This window comes from Comamonas koreensis (assembly GCF_021026195.1).
Taxonomy (GTDB): Bacteria; Pseudomonadota; Gammaproteobacteria; order Burkholderiales; family Burkholderiaceae_C; genus Comamonas; species Comamonas koreensis.
The window spans coordinates 28,888-46,781 of the sequence record NZ_JAJNCT010000006.1 but is presented as its reverse complement, the minus strand read 5'-3'; the positions used below and the strand labels follow the sequence as shown (position 1 = coordinate 46,781).

Here is a 17,894-nt window from a genome sequence, read left to right as displayed (position 1 = left end):
AATAGCTTCCAGAGTTTGGGTGGCAACTGGATCGATATTTGAACATTTGATTCGGATCAAATTTCGATATGAAGTCGCCAACAGAGTTTCTGTATTCTAGGAAATTCTTATAAAGATATTTGATCTAACAATGTAAGTTCACAATTGATTGCGAACGCAACAAGTTGGACGGCTTTTAGCCGGAGGCGGCCGAGCCTGTATCGGAAGCGCCCGCTATAGCGGCGATGCTGCTCGGAGGGGGATAGCCAAACGGGCCAAGTGCTGCCCACGTTGGCCGGGGAGGTGTTTGAATCTGCCGTGCGCCATACAGGGGGCCGGACGGAGATGCGTAGGGGGCAGGGATACGCCGTGCGCGCAGCGATAGGCGCAGCAATTGCACTGGCTCGCATGGCCGATGCCATACGAAGCGCTCATCGTTCTTTGACCCTTAGTGGTGGAGCTGGGATTTGTGCGAATGCCTCAGCTTAGTCGGCCGCAAGAGTACGGTGTCGGGCATTCGGTGCCAGCTGGACATACTGGCGTGCCCGGGAGGCGCAACCACCTGACGACAAAAGACCCCCCTGGCCTGCCGGCAGCGGGTCAAGGGTTCTTTTTAACGCGCTTTCTATAACGCAATGCCATGATGGGCAATAGAAATGTCGTCAGGAGCACAGACCATCCGGAAAAGGCTGGCACGGCTACGGGAGCGGGACTGGGGGGAGGAGGCGGTGGTGGCGGCGGCGGCGGTGGTGGTGGCGGCGGTGGTGGTGCAGGCGGAGACGGCAGGCAGCCAATCAGCTCCGCGATCGTGTAGCTGCCAGAAGCTGTTGTATCCCAGTAGCTCAATTCCACACGTTGCACGCGTAGCCCTGCAAAATTGAGGTCAATGGTGGCCAGGCGACTATTTGTTGGCGCATCATTACTGCCACGCGATGTGAAATGGTTACCTCCCACATAACTGGCATACGAAGCATCGTACAAGCTGAAATTGGATTCCGACAATGGGATGAGTACCCCATTTTCATCATAGGCATTCACAATGACATTGTCGCCAGCGTCTACATCGTGCAGCCTGAATGTAAGGTTGCTGACCGGGAGATACTCCAAACTGTTGACGGGGTCATAAAATCCGAGAACAGTATTTATGGTGTCGTTTGGAGAATCGGTGTCTCCTCGCGCATGGCCTAAATAAATGCCGGGCTCGCCACTGTACTGTGTGTCACTGATACGGTCAGAACTGCTTACGGCATTACCGGTGGTCTGGTTGCTGATCTTGAGCAGCGAATTCTCTACCTTGAGCGTGTTGTTGTTGACCACCTCCATGCTGGTGCCGGGGCTGTTGTTGTAGGCAGCAAAGGTCTTGAAGGTGCCGGTGGGGCCGCAAACCTGTGCGATCACAGGGGTTGCCAGGGAAAGAGCGGATCCAGAAATCATTGCAAACAACACACTCGATCTTCTTGATGTCTCAAGCCGCGCACTCTTGAGCTCCGGCGACGACAACTGAGACAAACAGCGCTGTATGTTCGCTACCTTCTGGCCCATCACATGCAATTCATAGGATTTCATACGAGATTCCATAGATCGTGTTTAAACCTCAGTATTCGCCATCGGAAGATGCCGACATAGTGTTGTGTGTTCAGCGTACCATAATCAGCTTGCTTCTAAAAGTCTATTCTGGCCAATCTTTTATTTGTCTGCGTCAGGAGTTGCTTAGTAAAATCTCATTGAGAATATCTTTCAATTAGATATTTTCAAAAGATAAATTAATATTTTTAATCGCTTAAAAAGGGTTGAAGTACGGGCGTATGTGTATGTCATATCCAGGCGGCACAGGATTGGAGAATGCGTCGGCGCCGCCAAGCCTTTGGACCTAGGTCTGCACCTCAATCCAGCCGCGGATGCAAATCAACGTACTTCTGCTTGCGCAGCTCCAGCGCTGCAATCTGCTCTTGCAGCTTGGCAATCTCGCCATCGATGTCTTCCACGCTTTGCTCGATGTGGTCCAGCGTCTGGATCAGCAGCTCCTTGGCCTCCTGCTTGCTGGAGGCCGCTGGGGTGGCGCCGCGCAGGGGGCGGTTGGCGGTTTCCTTCATGAAGATGCCGGTGATGATGCCGACGACTGCGACAAACATCAGGTAGTACGCGGGCAGGTACAGGCTGCCGGTCGAATCAACCAACGCGGCGGTGATGGTGGGCGTGAGGCCGGCGACGATGATGGCGATATTGAATGATGCGGCCAGCGCGCTGTAGCGGATGCGGGTCGGGAACATGGCGGGCAAGGTGGAGGCCATCACACCGGTAAAGCAGTTCAGCACAATCGCCAGCATGAACAGGCCGACAAAGATCAGCGCGATCTGGCCGTTGATGATCAGTTTGAACGCCGGGATGGACAGCACCAACAGGCCGATAGAGCCAAAGATGACAAAGGGTTTGCGGCCAAAGCGGTCGCTGGCCAGGCCAATCACCGGCTGCACAAAGAGCATGCCGATCATCACGGCAATGATGATCAGCACGCCATGGTCTTCGGAGTAGTGCAGGTTGTGCGACAGGTAGCTGGGCATGTAGGTCAGCAACATGTAGTAGGTGATATTGGTGGTCAGCACCAGGCCCACCGATACCAGCAGGGGGCGCCAGTAGCGCGTCGCGATTTCCTTGAAGGAGATGCGCGGGCGGTTCTCCACATCCTCCTGGTCGTCCTTTTCCATCTGGTCCAGCTGCTGCTGAAACGCAGGCGTTTCTTCTGCCGCATGGCGCAGGTACAGGCCTACCAGGCCCAAGGGCGCGGCCATGAAGAAGGGAACACGCCAGCCCCAGTCCAGAAAGCTCGCCTCGCTCAGCAGGCTTTGCAGCAAGACCACGACGCCCGCGCCGGTGACAAAACCCACGATGGAGCCGAAGTCCAGAAAGCTGCCAAGAAAGCCGCGCTTGCGGTCCGGCGCAAACTCGGCCACAAAGATGGCCGCGCCGGTGTATTCCCCGCCGACCGAGAAGCCCTGCGCCAGCTTGCACAGCAACAATAGGATGGGCGCCCATATGCCAATGCTGGCGTAGGACGGTATCAGCCCGATGCAGAAGGTACTGGCAGCCATGATGATGATGGTGATCGACAGCACCTTCTGGCGCCCGAACTTGTCACCCATCACGCCAAAGAACAGGCCGCCCAGCGGCCGCACCAGGAAGGGAATCGAGAAAGTGCCCAGCGCGGCAATCATCTGCACACTGGGCGATGCATCGGGGAAAAAGACCTTGCCCAGCGCAAAGGCGACAAAGCCATAGACGCCAAAGTCGAACCACTCCATGGCATTGCCCAGCGCGGCGGCAGAAATCGCCTTTTTGAGCTTGACCTTGTCGACGATGGTGATGTCGTGCAGCTCCAAAGTGCCGCTTTGGGTGGGGATCAGAGGCGGCGAAGGAGGCGTCGGATCAGCCGCTGTATTGTTGTTGATGGTATCCATGCGGTTCCCCGGTAATTATGGGTCGCCATCTTCGCCAATCGCCGTCCGGCCGTCTGTAGGACGAGGGGGCTGTGCGCTGCCACCAAACTTCGCCGGCACGCCCCGCTTCAAGTGGTGTTGGCTCAGGTGGTCGTGATTGCAGCGGCCATCATTGGCCTGGTGGGCGTGCTATCGATCCGCCGCGATGCGGCGCGCTCGGTGGCCTGAGCACGGGCGGACACATTCGGGTGGCCTGGCTTGGCTGGCGCCCGAAAGCAAAGGCTGCAAGCTCGGGTTTTCGGCCTTTTTTAAATGGGGCAAGCGTTGAAGCAGATGGGCTGCCCTCGGGCTTGCGACCAGACTTTCCAGTGAACGCCGTAGGGCTTTCATCACTGCAGAAATATTAAATACTAAAAGTATCCTACTCTTGGTATGTTATTGGCCTGGTCCAAAAACGCTCCTGCATATCCCGGTGTACGCGTTCCGGTCGAGGCTGCCTCTGGTCTGGATAAGACCTCCCCAACTACCCACCCCAGGAGTTTCCATGCATGCATTGATCGTCGTCGCCCATCCCGAACTGTCCTCCCTGACCCATGCCGTGGCGGCCGAGCTGGCCCGGGGCATCAGCGCCGCTGATCCGCAGAACAGCTTTGAGATGGCCGATCTGGCAGCCGAAGGCTTTGACCCCCGGCAGACGGTGGCCGACCTGGCCTACTTTCGCAACCAGGGTCCTTTGCCGGCCGAGATCGCCGCCGAGCAGGCGCGCATGGACCGGGCCGATGCGCTGGTGCTCGTCTATCCGGTGTACTGGTGGTCCTTCCCGGGGCTGCTCAAGGGCTGGATCGACCGGGTCTTTACCAACGGCTGGGCCTATGACCATGAGGAGCGCGGCATTTTGCAGCGCCTGCCGGTGCATCTGGTGGCGCTGGGGGCCGCCAGCAGAAAGACCTATGCCAAACGCGGCTACGATACCGCGATGAAGACGCAAATCGAGCACGGCATATTTGACTACTGTGGCGCACGGGTGGCCAGCGCCCACTTGCTGAGCCAGTCTGACGAGGGCTTTGCGCAATCGCATTTTGACGAGGCGCGCCGCATCGGTGCGGCGCTTTTCGCGGCCGAGACCACCACCACGCCATGACTGAAACCACCGCCACGACAGGCCCCCGCAAGCGCTTTACCAAGGAGCAGCGCCTGGCGCAGCTGCTCGATGTGGCCTGGCAGCTGGTTGCCAGCGAAGGCACCGACGCGCTCAGCCTGGGGCGCCTGGCCGAGGCGGCGGGCATCACCAAGCCAACGGTCTATGACCATTTCGGCAGGCGCCAGGGCTTGCTGGCGGCCCTGTACCGCGATTTCGATGCGCGCCAAAACAAGATCATCGACGCCGCCATCGCGGCCAGTGGCCCAACGCTGCAACAGCGGGCCGAAGTGATCGCCAGCAGCTATATCGGCTGCTGCTTGGCCGAGGGCCGCGAGATCCCCGGTGTGCTGGCAGCGCTGCAAGGCTCGCCCGAGCTGGCCCTGCTCAAGCGCCAGTGCCAGCTGGGGTTTCTGGATAAATGCCAGGCAGCACTGGCGCCCTGGGTGGCTACGCCAAGCCTGCCCAAAGCCAGCCTCTGGGCCATGCTCGGCGCGGCCGATGCGCTGTCGCAAGCGGCCATGGTGGGGGACATCACCCCCAGCCAAGCACAGGATGAGTTGCGGGATATGGTGGTGTTGCTGGCGCAGCGGGGCCAGACCTAGGCCGACGATCAGCCTGCTTCTGCCAAACGCTGGTGGATGGCCAGCGGCAGCGGCGTCACCCGCAGCGCATTGAGCACCAACGAGAAGGCCAGGGACGGCTGCCTGCGGCTGGGGTAGTACAGGTAATAGCCCGGGAAGGGCGGGCACCAGTCGTCCAGTACCCGTATCAAGCGGCCTTGCTCCAAGTACGGGGCAAACTCGTCTTCGGGCAAATGCGCAATGCCCATGCCGGCCAGTGCTGCATCGACGATGCTGGGAGAGGTATTGAAGATGACCTGCCCGTCCACCCGAACGCTCAGCTGCTTGCCCCGGCGCTCAAAGTCCCAGGTCCATAAGCCTCCGGCGGTCTGCATACGCATGTTGATGCAGTTGTGCTGCACCAAGTCGCTGGGTGTCTTGGGCAGCGGATGGCGTTTGAAGTAGGCCGGCGATGCGGCGGCGGCCATGCGCAACTTCGGTCCGATGGGGACGGCGATCATGTCTTTGTCGATGGTGTCGCCAAAACGCACCCCAGCATCGAAACGGTCCGCCACGATGTCCCGCAAAGCGTAGTTGACGTCGAACTCGACCTTGATGTCCGGGTAGTCCAACAGCAGGGGCGCCAGCTTTGGCACCAATAGGGCGCGCGCCACATGCTCGCCACAGGTGATGCGCACCATGCCGCTGGGCTTGTCCCGCATCTCCGTCAGCTGGTGCAGCTCCGCATCGATTTCGTCAAAACGATGCCCGATGGCGCTCAGCAGCCGCTCGCCTGCGGCCGTGGGTGACACGCTGCGCGTGGTGCGGGTAAGCAGCCGAATGTGCAGCCTCGCCTCCAGAGCGCTGACGGCCTGGCTGAGGGCGGATTGGGTCACGCCGAGCACCGAGGCCGCACGTGTAAAGCTCCCCTCACGGGCGACGGTGACAAAGTACAGCAGATCGTTGAGGTTGCGTTTAACCATCGCGAAAGTTTGGCACAGGCTATTGATTAGCAAAGCTAATAAGGTCTAGAAGGATTTATTAGCTAGTCAAAGAAGCCTTGGCATCCCAAGATAGGCCTTTGCCAAGTTTGGAGGTGTACGACCACGCTGCCGCACAAACAGCGCTCCCGTCCGACCCGCTTCGTCCGCATGAGTCACTAGGATGGGCTGGTGTGCGCTGCTGTTGCACCCTGGCTCGCAAGCCACACGGCCCAAGCCTAAGGGGGGCTGTTTTGACATGGGAGACCGCAGCTACCACCTCTGGACATCGATTGCCTCCTGAACGCCAAGCCTGCATGCGTCGCTGAGAACGCAGCCGTCTGGTCAGCCCTATCCCCCCGCATGCGCCTTCCCCCGGCGCGCCATCAAGGAACCCACGATGAAACATACCGACGATGCTGATTTTCCCGTCGAGCTAAGCGCCGACGAAGCGGCTTTGCTCAAAGACATGCCGCAACTCCAGGGGGTGGGCCAGGCCAGGCGAACCTTCATGATCAGCTCTGCCGCCGGCAGCGTGGGTCTGTTTGCCGCTGACCTGCTGGCGCAGGAGGCGGCACTGGCGCAGATGCCGCTGGCCGAAGGCGCGGCGGTGGCAGCCACCAAGGCTCAGAACGTCGTCAAGGTAGCCTTGCAGGTGAATGGCGTTGCGCAGACGCTGGAACTCGATTCGCGCGTAGTACTGCTCGATGCGCTGCGCGAGCACCTGGCGCTGACGGGCTCCAAGAAAGGCTGCGACCAAGGGCAATGCGGCGCCTGCACCGTGCTGGTAGATGGCCAACGCGTGCTGTCCTGCCTGACCTTGGCGGCGACCCTGGAAGGGCGCGAGGTGACCACCATCGAGGGCCTGGCCCAGGGCGACCAGCTGCACCCGGTGCAAGCCGCATTCATCAAGCATGATGGCTTTCAGTGCGGCTACTGCACGCCGGGGCAGATCTGTTCGGCCGTTGGTGTGCTGGCGGAGGCCCAAAGCGGCCATGTCAGCCATGTCACTGGCGACGTGCGCAAAACCACGACACGCCTGACGGACGAGGAGATCAAGGAGCGCATGAGCGGCAACATCTGCCGCTGCGGTGCCTACCCGGGCATCGTCGCTGCCGTGCAAGAGGTCCATTCGGGCCGGCAAGCCGCGCAGACCTGGGGCTATGCCACTGATACGCAAACCGCATCCGCACACAAGGAGGATGGCCATGCGACCATTTGAATACCTGCGGGTGGCCGATGCCGCCGCCGTCTCGTCCGCCATGGTCGGTGTGCCGGGCGCCAAGTTTCTCGCTGGCGGTTCCAACCTGGTTGATCTGATGAAGGAAGATGTGGAGCGGCCCACGCGCCTGGTCGACATCCGTCAACTGCCGTTGCGCCAGATCCAGCGCAGCCGCGCGGGCTTGTCGCTGGGCGCGCTGGCCACCAATACCGAGACGGCCAACCATACGCTGGTGCGCGAGAACTACCCGCTGCTGACCCAGGCCATCGTGGCTGGCGCCTCGGGGCAATTGCGCAATATGGCGACCAATGGCGGCAATCTGCTGCAGCGCACGCGCTGCAATTACTTTTACGACACGGCCACACCCTGCAACAAGCGCGAGCCCGGCAGCGGATGCGGCGCGCGCGAAGGGCTGAACAAGATCCATGCCGTGTTCGGGTGGAGTGAGGCCTGCGTTGCCACCTACCCGGGCGATATGGCCAATGCGCTGTATGCGCTGGATGCCAGCGTGAGTGTGCGGGCGACAGACGGGAGCGAGCGCCTGATCCCGATTGCCGACTTCCACCGCCTGCCGGGCGATACACCGCAGCGGGACCACAACCTGGAGCATGGCGATCTGATCCTGGCCATCGAGTTGCCGGTATCGGCCGCTGCGTTTGCCAAGCATTCGCACTACCTTAAGGTGCGGGATCGCAGCTCCTATGCCTTTGCAATGGTGGCGGTGGCTGCAGCCCTGCAACTGGAAGGTGGCACCATCCGCCAGGCGCGCGTGGTGCTGGGCAGTGTTGCCCACAAGCCCTGGCGCAGTGCAGAGGCCGAGGCGGCCCTGGTGGGCCAGCGTCCCACCGAAGCGACCTTTGCCAAGGCTTCCCAGGCGGCGCTGAGTGGTGCCAGGCCCTTGGCCCACAACGGCTACAAGGTGGAGCTGGGCCAACGTTCCGTGGCGCGTGCGCTGATGCGTGCTGCCCAATTGGTTTGAGGGCGAAGGAGAATCACCATGGCACGTTATCTAGGTAAAGAGACCACCCGCGTGGACGGGGTCGCCAAAGTCACCGGCAAGGCCAAGTACACGGCCGAATTCCAGGTGCCGCATGTCGCCTATGGCTTTGTCGTGCTCAGCACGGTGGCCAAGGGGCGCATCACCGCCATTGACACCCGGGAAGCCGAGCAGGCCGCAGGCGTGGTGCGCGTGTTCACCCACCTCAATGCGGGCCGCTTGGGCAAAAAGCCCGCTGCCGATGCTGCCCCGCAATGGGCCTGGCCGCTGCAATCGGACCGGGTGTTTTTCAACGGCCAGCCAATAGCGCTGGTGGTGGCCGAGAGCTACGAGCAGGCGCGCTATGCGGCGCGTCTGGTCAAGGCCAGCTACCAGAGCGAGCCCCATACCACCGCGTTGGAGACGGTGCTGGACCAGGCCAAGCCCTCATCTGACAATACGCCCCCACGCGGTGACCCTGCCAAAGCACTGCAAGCAGCGGCAGTCAAGGTGGACGCCGAATACCACATCCCCATCAACCACCACAACCCCATCGAGCCGCATGCCGCGATTGCGTTTTGGGAAGCTGACAAGCTCACCGTCTTTGACAAGACCCAGAACGTGTATGGCGTGCAAAAGCACCTGGCCGAAGGGCTGGGCGTGCCGGCAGAAGACATCCGCGTGGTGTCACCCTTTGTGGGCGGCGCCTTTGGCTCATCGCTCAAACCCAACTACTACCCTTCACTGACAGCGATGGCGGCCCGCGAGCTGAAGCGGCCGGTCAAGCTGGTGCTGACGCGCACGCAAATGTTCACCGGCCATGGCTACCGGCCGCAAACGATTCAGAAGGTCAGGCTGGGAGCGGACGCCAACGGCAAGCTGCAGGCCATGATTCAGGAGGCCTTCCACAACACCTCGTCGTTCGAAACCTTCTCGGACAACACGACCGGATTCCTCAAGCAGGTCTACGCCTGCGAGAACCTGGATATGCCGCTGAAGGTGGCTGCCACCGACCTGGCCACTCCTACCTGGATGCGTGCGCCCGGCGCCGTGAGCGGCATGTTCGCGCTGGAGAGCGCGATGGACGAGCTGGCCTACGCGCTGAAAATGGATCCGATGGAGCTGCGCCTGGTCAACTATGCCGAGGTCGATCCGGTCAGCGGCAAGCCGTTCTCCAGCAAGGCGCTGCGTGAGTGCTACCGCCTGGGCGCCGAGAAGTTTGGCTGGAAAAACCGCAAGCCCGAGCCACGCTCGATGCGTGACGGCAAGCTGCTGGTCGGCTGGGGCATGGCATCGAGCGTCTGGGGTGCCATGCAGATGCCGGCGAGCGCGAAGATCACTTTCCGGCAGGATGGGACGGCGATGGTCTCCAGCGCCACCAGCGATATCGGCCCGGGCACCTATACCGTGATGAGCATGATTGCAGCGGAGTTCCTGGGCTTGCGGATGGACCAGGTGACCTTTGAGCTCGGTGATACGCGCCAACCCCAGGCGCCGGCGCAAGGCGGCTCCTGGACGACCTCCAGCGTCGGCTCGGCCGTGCGCGGCGCGGCGCTGACCATCACCGCCAAGCTGCTCGATCTGGCCAAGCGCGATGCCGCATCGCCATTGCAAGGCGCCAGCGCTGATGATGTGGAGATGCTCGACGGCCGCTTGCGGCTCAAGGGCGATACGTCGCGCGGGGTGGATATTGCCGAGCTCATGCGCAGCACGGGCACGGACGAGATCACTGAGGTCTACAAATCAACCCCGTCGCCCGAGCGTGACAAGTACGCATCGCTCGCCCATGGCGCGCAGTTTGTCGAGGTGAAGGTGGACCCTGATCTGGGAACCGTCAAGGTCACCCGGGTGATTGAGATCACTGCCTGCGGCAAGATCCTCAACCCCCTCGCTTCGCACAGCCAGGAGATCGGCGGTGTGGTCTGGGGCATTGGCATGGCGCTGGAAGAGGCGACCGAGGTGGACCACCGCACGGGGCGCATGATGACCGCTAATTTGCAGCACTACCATGTGCCGGTGAACGCGGACATCCATGCCATCGAGACGGTGTTTGTCGAAGAGGACGACACCATCGTCAACCCGCTCGGCGTCAAGGGCATGGGCGAACTCGGCATGGTCGGCATCCCGGCGGCCATCGCCAATGCCGTGTACCACGCGACGGGCAAGCGCATCCGCAGTCTTCCGATCACCCCGGAAAAACTGCTGTAAACCCAGCGCGAAGAGCAGCGGGCCGCGCACCGGCCCGCTGCGACCGCGTTGGGTGTCCCTAGGAGCGGTGTTGCAAGATGCCGTTCTTCACCGCCAGCACCTCGGCCATGGCGCTCACTGCGATCTCCGCCGGGGTCTTGCTGCCAATATGCAGGCCCACTGGTGAATGCAATTTCTGCAATGACTGCTCTGTCTCGTCAAAGTGCTCTATAAAGCGCTGCTTGCGGCTGTCGGCGTTGCGCCGCGATCCGATGGCGCCGACATAGAAAGCAGGGCTGTGCAGTGCTTCCAGCAGCGCCAGGTCATCCAACTTAGGGTCATGGCTCAGCGCCAGGATGCATGTGCGCGTGTCCGGCTGCATACTGCGCACGGCATCGTCCGGCATCTCGGTGCTGAGCTTGGCGCCTGCCACCGACCAGGTTTCGCGGTGCTCAATGCGCGGATCGCAGACCGTTACCTCGAAATGGTTGAACAGGGCCATCATGGCCACATACTCGGCCAGCGCACCCGCGCCGATCAGCAGCATGCGGTACTGCGGCCCCAGGGTGATCGAAAGGCTCGTGCCATCAAATTGCACGGCCTCCGGCGCTGAGGCATCTGTCAGGCTGACCGCGCCAGTGTTGCAATCGACCTTGCGCTGCACCAGTTGCCCCGCCTCCAGGCGCTGCACCAGCTCGATCATCACGTCCAGCGCAGGCGCAAACTCCAGCAGCAGCTCCAAGGTGCCGCCACAGGGCAGGCCAAAGCGGTGGGCCTCGTCTGCGGTGATGCCATAGCGCAGCAGCTCCGGCGTGGACTGCAAGATGCTGCTGGCGCCATAGGCGCTGGTGTAGCGGTGCACCAGATCATCCTCAATGCAGCCACCCGACACCGAACCGACGCAGGGGCCATCTTCGCGTAGCGCCATCATCGAGCCGACGGGCCTGGGCGATGAGCCCCAGGTTTTGACGACGGTGACGAGCATCACCCGGTGTCCGCTCGCCAGCCAATCGCGCGCGCTGCGCAGCACCCGTGCATCAACGTTTTCCAAGGCTGGCCTCCTGCCCAAAGTCCCCGCTGGCCAGCAGCGCTTGTGCCCGCGCCAGGTCCTCGCAGGTGTCGATATCGATGGCGATGCCGGGATCATCAAGCTGCAAGGAATGGGCCGTTCCCGCTTGTCTGTGGCTGCGCACAATGGCACTGGCCCCCGTGTCGCCCTGCAGTTTCAGCAGTGCCTCACGGCATATCCTGGCAAAGCCCACCGGGTGGCCGTGGTGATCGCCGCATTGCGGTACCACCACCGCGTGCGTGGCCAGGCTTTGCGCCACCGCCACCAGGCTTTGCGCGCGGACCAAAGGCAGATCGCCGGGCAGGATCAGCCAGCCATCGGCGTCTGCCGTCGCCGCCACGCCCCGGGCGATGGAATCGCCCATGCCATCCCTCTCGGGGGGCGAACCATCCGCCACAGGGCGGACGACGTGGTAGGGCAGGCCGGAAGCCACAACGCTACGCAGCACATGGTCCAGCACCGTCACGTCGCCAAGCATCGCGTCGAGCTTGTGTGTTGTGCCACCCGATTGCGCAAAGCGCCGCCCGTGGCCGGCAGCCAGAACCAGGATGCTAGGGCTGAAAGCTTGCAACATCGGGCTAGACCTCGGCATAGCTGAATGGCCCAGGCGGCAGGCAGACCGGCTGCCAGCCGGTGTGGGGCTGGGCGTTGAATGGTGGCTGGAGCACAGACAAGTCTTTCGTGGGAAGGGCGCGATCCATGCTGCGCCCCAGGTGGTTCTCCTGCTCGATTCTGATGGAAGCGATCGCAGGAACTCATTAGTGAAGCTAATAAGTGTATTAAGTGCCCATCAGCCGGCGATGTCCCGAACCGAGGCAGTGTCTGTCAGACCAGATGGACAGTGGCGTGGTCGCTTGGCAGCCTTGTTCAGCCCGCATGCGCTCCGTTCTTCACATCGCTGGCGTGCCGCCGCACAGCGCATCCACCAACAGCCCCAGCGCAGCGCTGCGCGGCGCGCCCTTGCGCAGCACCAGCTCATAGGGCTCGCTGCGCGATTGCAGGGTCAGATCGATGATGCCGACCAGGCCATTGCGCGAGAAGTAGTTCGCGATGTCGTCGGAGACCAGGGCCACCAGGTCGTTGTTGCGGCCGAGCATGGTGACGGTGGCCAGCGCCGAGGTGGTTTCGATCAGGTGCGAGGGGAAGTGCAGTCCCGCCTCGTGGAACTCGCGCTCCAGCAGGCGGCGCATGGGCATGCGGGCGCGGTACACCAGCCAGCGGCTGTCCTGCAGATCCTGCAGTTGCACGGCCTTGGCGCCCATCGCAGGGTGGCGAACGCTGGCAATCACCGACAGCGACTCCTGCTTGATGAACAGCGAGTCATAGACCTCGGGCGTGCGGCTGACGGACGAGCGGCAGATCGCCGCATGGATCTGGCCGCGCTCGATCATGCCCAGCAAGGTCTCGCTGGTGTCCTCGATGATCTCCACCGACATATGCGGCTGGCGCGCCAGCACGTTCGACAGCGCATCGGACAGCAGCGGTACCGCGCCCATGATGGTGCCGATGGCCAGGTGGCCGCCGACGCCGCTGGCGATGGCATCGAGCTCAAAGCGCAGCTGGTTGATGTCCGACTGGATCAGGCGGGCGAAACGCAGCGCGCAGTGCCCGGCCTCCGTCGGGATTAACCCTCGGTTTGTGCGCTCGAACAGGTCTACCTGCAACGTCGACTCCAGCTCGCGCAGCGCCTTGCTGGCGCCCGGCTGTGTGAGGCCGACTTTGTCCGCAGCGCCAAGCAGGGAGCCGCTTTCCTCGATGGCAATGAGCAGGCGAAGCTGCTTGGCATGCAGGCGCGACATGACGGAATTGAGGCTGGGGATGCCGCTGGCCATGAATAAAAGTTATATCGGTATGGGAAGCCGTCAGTGTACCGAATAGGCCGTGCTGCCTAGACTTCGGGCCTTCTGATAGCAATGGATATAACTGGTAAAACGTTATGGCTCTGATCAACTATGTGACCGAAGTGCGCTTTGGCGCCGGTGTGCTGGCGGAACTGAAGGAAGTGTGCGAGAAGCTGGGTATTACCAATCCTTTGATCGTGACCGACAAAGGGGTGGAGGCCGCTGGCATCATCGACCAGGTCAAGCAGGCGCTGGGCACGGCCAGGTTCGGCCTGTTCAACGGCACGCCGCCCAATCCGTCGGAGACGGCAGTGCGCGCTGGCGTCGAAGCGCTTAACAGCAGCGCCTGCGACGGCATCATCGCCGTGGGCGGCGGCTCGTCGATTGACCTGGCCAAGGCGGTGGCGGTATCGGCCCGCCATGAAGGCCCGCTGCGCCAGTTTGCGCTGATCGAGGGCGGCGCGCTCAAGATCACCGCCACCTTGCCCATCATTGCAGTGCCCACCACGGCGGGCACCGGCAGCGAAGTAGGGCGTGGCGCCATCATCATCCTGGACGATGGCCGCAAGGTCGGCATCCTCTCGCCCCATGTTATCCCGAAGGTCGCCCTCTGCGACCCCAACCTGACCCTGGGTCTGCCTGCAGGCCTGACGGCTGCCACCGGCATGGATGCGATTGCGCACTGCATCGAGACCTTTCTGGCGCCGTCCTTCAACCCGCCGGCCGATGGCATTGCGCTCGATGGCCTCTGGCGCGCCTGGCGCCATATCAAAGTGGCCTTCCGCGATCCCACCGATGTGGAGGCGCGCACCAACATGATGAGTGCCTCGCTGCAAGGGGCGCTGGCCTTCCAGAAGGGCCTGGGCTGCGTGCACAGCCTCAGCCATTCGCTGGGCGGCATCAACCCCAAGCTGCACCACGGCACCCTCAACGCCATCCTGCTGCCAGCGGTGATCCGCTTCAACCGGGGCGCAGAGTCGGTGGTGCGCGAAGACAAGATCGCGCGCCTGGCGCAGGCCATGGGCCTGCCCGATGGCATGTCGGTGGAAGAGGCCCTGGTCACCAAATCCCGCGCCCTGCAGCTGCCCACGGGCCTGGCCGAGCTGGGTGTGACCGAAGACCTGTTCGAGCGCATCGTGAAGGGCGCGCTGGCCGACCACAGCCACCGCACCAACCCGCGTGAGGCCAGCGCAGACGACTACGTCGAGATGCTGCGCCAGTCGATGTAATCCGGCTTTTTCTACAAAACAGATGCAAGCCCGGCCCGCCGCCGCAACGGCCGGCAGGCCGCAGGCTTGCGCACAGGCAGACATTCATAAATCAACAACCCGAGGTGGAGACATGGGCAGCAGCTCTCTGAATCACACGGCCACGATGGCCGACAAGGAAACCATGGTTCCGGATGCGGAACGCAGGCGCGCGCTGATTGGCAGCGCCGTGGGCAGCACCATCGAGTGGTACGACTATTTCCTCTACGGAACCATGTCGTCCATCATTTTTGCCAAGCAGTTCTTCCCCAGCGACAACGCGCTGGTCAGCCAGATGCTGTCGCTGGCCACGTTTGCGCTGGCCTTCCTGATCCGCCCGATTGGCGGCGTGATCTTCTCCCACATCGGCGACCGCATTGGCCGCAAGAAGACCTTGGCGATGACCTTGTCGATGATGGGCCTGTCAACCGTGCTGATGGGCCTGCTGCCCAATTACGCGCAGATTGGGATCTTGGCGCCCATCCTGCTGACGGTGTTACGCCTGCTGCAAGGCCTGGCGCTGGGCGGCGAGTGGGGCGGTGGCGTGCTGCTGGCGGTCGAGTACTCGCCCCGCAAGAAGCGCGGCTTCTACGGCGCGGTGCCACAGACCGGTGCGGTGCTTGGCCTGGCACTGGGCAATATCATCACCTCGCTGCTGAGCGCGAGCATGAGCGAAGAGGCCTTCCTGTCCTGGGGCTGGCGCATTCCGTTTGTGGGCTCCATCGTGCTGGTGATGGTGGGCATGTGGATCCGCAATGCAGTGGGCGAGACGCCATCGTTCAAGAAAATCCAGGCCAGCCGCAGCAGCGCGCCCATTCCGATCAAGCAGACCCTGCAGTTCCACTGGCGCGAAGTGCTGATCGCCATCGGCGCCAAGGTGGTGGAGACCTCGACCTTCTTCCTCTACGCCACCTTCACCATCTCGTACATGATGGACCACGGCTTTGCCCGCGCGACCATTCTTAATATCGTGCTGGTCTGCGCGCTGATCGCCTTCCCCTGCATGCTGTTCTTCGGGCACCTGTCGGACAAGATCGGCCGCAAGAAGGTCTTCATTGGCGGCAGCATCGCCTTCATGCTCTGGATCTTCCCGTACTTCTGGCTGCTCGACCAGAAATCCGTCGGGGCAGCAGCGCTGGCCGTCGGTGTGGGCCTGGGCATCATCTGGTCCAGCTATGGCGCGATGATCGGCACCCTGTTGGCCGAGGCCTTCCCGCCGGACATCCGCTACACCGGCATGTCGCTGGGCTACCAGATTGGTGCAGCCCTGGTGGGCGGCCCGATGCCGCTGATTGCCACCGCGCTGATCGCCTACTACAGCGGCAGCTATGTGCCGGTGGTCATCTTCCTGGTGCTCTGTGCGCTGGTGTCCATCGTCGCCGTCGGCGTTGCCCGCGACCGCAGCGGCCTGCCGCTGGACGAGTGATGGCCTGAATGCCTGCCTAAGTGGCCGGACCTGCCGCAGCGCTGCTGGCCTGCGGTGGGTCTTGCCATGCTGGGCGCGCTTCGCGCATCCCTTTCATCTTTTCCCCCAAACGCAACTTCTTGAGGAAACCCTCCATGCAGATCACTGGAGACATGGTCATTGGCTACCGCAGCCTGCGCGGCACCAGCGGCAGCCAACGCGCCTTCAACCCCACGCTGAACGCCCCCATCGCCGAGCCTGAGTTTGGCCTGGGCGGCAAAAACGAGGTCGAGCTGGCCGCCAGCCTGGCCGCTGCCGCTTTCGACCCTTACCGCCATCTGCCGCTGGCGCAGCGTGCTGCCTTTTTGGAAGCGATTGCCGAAGAAATCCTGCAGCTGGGCGATGCGCTGATTGAGCGTGCCCATGCGGAAAGCGGCCTGCCCATCGCGCGGCTGACGGGCGAGCGCGGTCGCACCGTGGGCCAACTGCGCCTGTTTGCCCAGGTCGTGCGTGACGGGCATTTTTTGAGCGCCACCATCGACACCGCCCAGCCTGATCGCCAGCCGCTGCCCCGTGCCGATCTGCGCCTGACCAAGATCCCGCTCGGCCCGGTGGCGGTGTTTGGTGCCAGCAATTTTCCGCTGGCATTCTCGGTGGCCGGTGGCGATACCGCATCGGCTCTGGCCGCTGGCGCACCGGTGATCGTGAAGGCGCATAGCGCACACCTGGGCACCTCGGAGATGGTGGCGCGGGCCGTGCAAAAGGCCGCGCAACGCCAAGGCATGCCCGAGGGCGTTTTCTCGCTGCTGGTGGGCGCAGGCCGTGAGCTGGGCGAGGCCCTGGTGGCCCACCCCGAGATCAAGGCCGTTGGCTTTACCGGCTCGCGCCAAGGCGGGCTGGCGCTCTTGCGCATCGCCAACAGCCGCGCGGAGCCCATCCCCGTCTATGCGGAGATGAGCAGCATCAACCCCGTCTTCTTGCTGCCCCAGGCGCTTGCCGCGCGGCCCGAGGCCCTGGCCCAGGGCTTTGCCGATTCGCTGGCGATGGGGGCAGGGCAGTTCTGTACCAACCCCGGCCTGGTGCTGGCCATCGACAGCCCCGCGCTCACGACCTTCATCAGCGCGGCAGCCACCGCTATCCGCGCCAAGGGCGCGCAAACCATGCTGACCGCCGGCATCCACCAGGCCTATGAGGCCGGCCGTGCGCAGCTGCAAGCCGCTGCCGGCGTGGAGCAGCTGGCCGCTGGCGTAACTGCAGACCATGCCAACGCCGCCCAAGCCGCGCTGTATGTGACCAGCGCCCAGACCTTGTTGGCGAACGAGGCCTTGCAGTCGGAGATGTTTGGCCCCGCCTCCATCGTCGTCAAAGCCACCAGTGTGGAGGAGTTGCTGCAGGTCGCCCAGCACCTGGAAGGCCAGCTCACCGCCACCTTGCACCTGGAGCAGGGCGACCACGACAGCGCCCGCGCCCTGCTGCCGGTGCTGGAGCGCAAGTGCGGCCGCATCCTCGTCAATGGCTTCCCCACCGGCGTGGAAGTGAGCCATGCCATGGTCCACGGCGGCCCCTTCCCCGCGACCTCCAATGCGATGTACACCTCCGTCGGAGCAAGTGCGATCGACCGCTTTCTGCGCCCGGTCTGCTACCAGGACCTGCCCGATGCGCTGCGGCCCGAGGCTTTGCAGAATGGGAATGCGCTGGGGCTGTGGCGGTTGGTGGATGGCGCGCCTAGCCAGGGGGCGGTTGGCTGAGGGTTGGGTTTTGTAGGGAGCTGTGAAGGCTCTCTTTAGGAACAAGCCAGGCGATCCAAGTACATGGGGCGCCTGGCTTTATTTCTGGGCTAGAGAGTCTGTATT

At 62.8% G+C, this 17,894-nt stretch carries 14 protein-coding genes; 8 read left to right on the top strand and 6 right to left on the bottom strand.

Features of this window, described 5'->3' with window-relative positions; all coding sequences use genetic code 11:
* Nucleotides 1-579 precede the first annotated feature (579 nt).
* Nucleotides 580-1,545 carry a hypothetical protein gene (locus LPW39_RS06980; protein WP_230772941.1) on the bottom strand — a complete coding sequence of 322 codons (966 nt, stop codon included), beginning with the start codon at nucleotides 1,543-1,545 and terminating at the stop codon, nucleotides 580-582.
* Between the two features lie 317 nt (nucleotides 1,546-1,862).
* Nucleotides 1,863-3,434 carry a glycine betaine/L-proline transporter ProP gene (gene proP, locus LPW39_RS06975; RefSeq protein WP_230772940.1) on the bottom strand — a complete coding sequence of 524 codons (1,572 nt, stop codon included), beginning with the start codon at nucleotides 3,432-3,434 and terminating at the stop codon, nucleotides 1,863-1,865.
* Nucleotides 3,435-3,957: 523 nt separating this feature from the next.
* Here proP and LPW39_RS06970 point away from each other — a divergent pair.
* Nucleotides 3,958-4,554 carry an NAD(P)H-dependent oxidoreductase gene (locus LPW39_RS06970; protein WP_230772939.1) on the top strand — a complete coding sequence of 199 codons (597 nt, stop codon included), beginning with the start codon at nucleotides 3,958-3,960 and terminating at the stop codon, nucleotides 4,552-4,554.
* The gene (locus tag LPW39_RS06965) at nucleotides 4,551-5,156 is read left to right on the top strand and encodes a TetR/AcrR family transcriptional regulator (RefSeq protein ID WP_230772938.1); all 606 of its coding nucleotides are present in this window, start codon (nucleotides 4,551-4,553) and stop codon (nucleotides 5,154-5,156) included. The genes LPW39_RS06970 and LPW39_RS06965 overlap by 4 nt, the downstream gene beginning before the upstream one ends.
* 8 nt (nucleotides 5,157-5,164) lie before the next feature.
* Here LPW39_RS06965 and LPW39_RS06960 read toward each other — a convergent pair whose 3' ends face one another.
* Complete coding sequence (locus LPW39_RS06960; RefSeq protein WP_230772937.1) at nucleotides 5,165-6,097, bottom strand: LysR family transcriptional regulator; 933 nt, start codon at nucleotides 6,095-6,097, stop codon at nucleotides 5,165-5,167.
* Between the two features lie 397 nt (nucleotides 6,098-6,494).
* Between LPW39_RS06960 and LPW39_RS06955 the strand changes: the two genes are divergently transcribed.
* From LPW39_RS06955 to LPW39_RS06945, 3 genes are read left to right on the top strand one after another with little or no spacing between them, the layout of a single operon-like run.
* Nucleotides 6,495-7,316, top strand: a complete 822-nt coding sequence (locus tag LPW39_RS06955) for a 2Fe-2S iron-sulfur cluster-binding protein (RefSeq protein WP_230772936.1) — start codon at nucleotides 6,495-6,497, stop codon at nucleotides 7,314-7,316.
* On the top strand, nucleotides 7,303-8,295 hold the full coding sequence (locus LPW39_RS06950; RefSeq protein ID WP_230772935.1) for an FAD binding domain-containing protein: 993 nt from the start codon (nucleotides 7,303-7,305) through the stop codon (nucleotides 8,293-8,295). The genes LPW39_RS06955 and LPW39_RS06950 overlap by 14 nt, the downstream gene beginning before the upstream one ends.
* 18 nt (nucleotides 8,296-8,313) lie before the next feature.
* Nucleotides 8,314-10,500 (top strand): xanthine dehydrogenase family protein molybdopterin-binding subunit, encoded by a 2,187-nt coding sequence (locus LPW39_RS06945; protein ID WP_230772934.1) that lies wholly within the window; start codon nucleotides 8,314-8,316, stop codon nucleotides 10,498-10,500.
* 58 nt (nucleotides 10,501-10,558) lie between these two features.
* On the opposite strand, the gene LPW39_RS06940 is transcribed toward LPW39_RS06945, so the two are convergent.
* From LPW39_RS06940 to LPW39_RS06930, 3 genes are all read right to left on the bottom strand, one after another.
* Nucleotides 10,559-11,530 carry an XdhC family protein gene (locus LPW39_RS06940; RefSeq protein WP_230772933.1) on the bottom strand — a complete coding sequence of 324 codons (972 nt, stop codon included), beginning with the start codon at nucleotides 11,528-11,530 and terminating at the stop codon, nucleotides 10,559-10,561.
* Nucleotides 11,517-12,122 (bottom strand): nucleotidyltransferase family protein, encoded by a 606-nt coding sequence (locus LPW39_RS06935; protein WP_230772932.1) that lies wholly within the window; start codon nucleotides 12,120-12,122, stop codon nucleotides 11,517-11,519. Before LPW39_RS06935 ends, LPW39_RS06940 begins: the two co-directional genes overlap by 14 nt.
* Before the next feature lie 316 nt (nucleotides 12,123-12,438).
* On the bottom strand, nucleotides 12,439-13,380 hold the full coding sequence (locus LPW39_RS06930) for a LysR family transcriptional regulator (protein ID WP_407928802.1): 942 nt from the start codon (nucleotides 13,378-13,380) through the stop codon (nucleotides 12,439-12,441).
* Nucleotides 13,381-13,484: 104 nt separating this feature from the next.
* Between LPW39_RS06930 and LPW39_RS06925 the strand changes: the two genes are divergently transcribed.
* From LPW39_RS06925 to LPW39_RS06915, 3 genes are all read left to right on the top strand, one after another.
* The gene (locus LPW39_RS06925; protein WP_230772931.1) at nucleotides 13,485-14,618 is read left to right on the top strand and encodes an iron-containing alcohol dehydrogenase; all 1,134 of its coding nucleotides are present in this window, start codon (nucleotides 13,485-13,487) and stop codon (nucleotides 14,616-14,618) included.
* A gap of 112 nt (nucleotides 14,619-14,730) precedes the next feature.
* Nucleotides 14,731-16,062, top strand: coding sequence for an MFS transporter (locus LPW39_RS06920; protein WP_230772930.1), 1,332 nt, complete (start codon nucleotides 14,731-14,733; stop codon nucleotides 16,060-16,062).
* A gap of 134 nt (nucleotides 16,063-16,196) precedes the next feature.
* Nucleotides 16,197-17,789 carry an aldehyde dehydrogenase (NADP(+)) gene (locus LPW39_RS06915; protein ID WP_230772929.1) on the top strand — a complete coding sequence of 531 codons (1,593 nt, stop codon included), beginning with the start codon at nucleotides 16,197-16,199 and terminating at the stop codon, nucleotides 17,787-17,789.
* The last annotated feature ends 105 nt before the right edge of the window (nucleotides 17,790-17,894 follow it).

Bases quoted from the DNA above. Each gene is read 5' to 3' on its own strand.
- LPW39_RS06915 (WP_230772929.1), top strand. From the start codon at position 16,197: ATGCAGATCACTGGAGACATGGTCATTGGCTACCGCAGCCTGCGCGGC.
- LPW39_RS06945 (WP_230772934.1), top strand. From the start codon at position 8,314: ATGGCACGTTATCTAGGTAAAGAGACCACCCGCGTGGACGGGGTCGCC.
- proP (WP_230772940.1), bottom strand. From the start codon at position 3,434: ATGGATACCATCAACAACAATACAGCGGCTGATCCGACGCCTCCTTCG.
- LPW39_RS06970 (WP_230772939.1), top strand. From the start codon at position 3,958: ATGCATGCATTGATCGTCGTCGCCCATCCCGAACTGTCCTCCCTGACC.
- LPW39_RS06935 (WP_230772932.1), bottom strand. From the start codon at position 12,122: ATGTTGCAAGCTTTCAGCCCTAGCATCCTGGTTCTGGCTGCCGGCCAC.
- LPW39_RS06950 (WP_230772935.1), top strand. From the start codon at position 7,303: ATGCGACCATTTGAATACCTGCGGGTGGCCGATGCCGCCGCCGTCTCG.
- LPW39_RS06920 (WP_230772930.1), top strand. From the start codon at position 14,731: ATGGGCAGCAGCTCTCTGAATCACACGGCCACGATGGCCGACAAGGAA.
- LPW39_RS06930 (WP_407928802.1), bottom strand. From the start codon at position 13,380: ATGGCCAGCGGCATCCCCAGCCTCAATTCCGTCATGTCGCGCCTGCAT.
- LPW39_RS06965 (WP_230772938.1), top strand. From the start codon at position 4,551: ATGACTGAAACCACCGCCACGACAGGCCCCCGCAAGCGCTTTACCAAG.
- LPW39_RS06925 (WP_230772931.1), top strand. From the start codon at position 13,485: ATGGCTCTGATCAACTATGTGACCGAAGTGCGCTTTGGCGCCGGTGTG.
- LPW39_RS06980 (WP_230772941.1), bottom strand. From the start codon at position 1,545: ATGAAATCCTATGAATTGCATGTGATGGGCCAGAAGGTAGCGAACATA.
- LPW39_RS06960 (WP_230772937.1), bottom strand. From the start codon at position 6,097: ATGGTTAAACGCAACCTCAACGATCTGCTGTACTTTGTCACCGTCGCC.
- LPW39_RS06955 (WP_230772936.1), top strand. From the start codon at position 6,495: ATGAAACATACCGACGATGCTGATTTTCCCGTCGAGCTAAGCGCCGAC.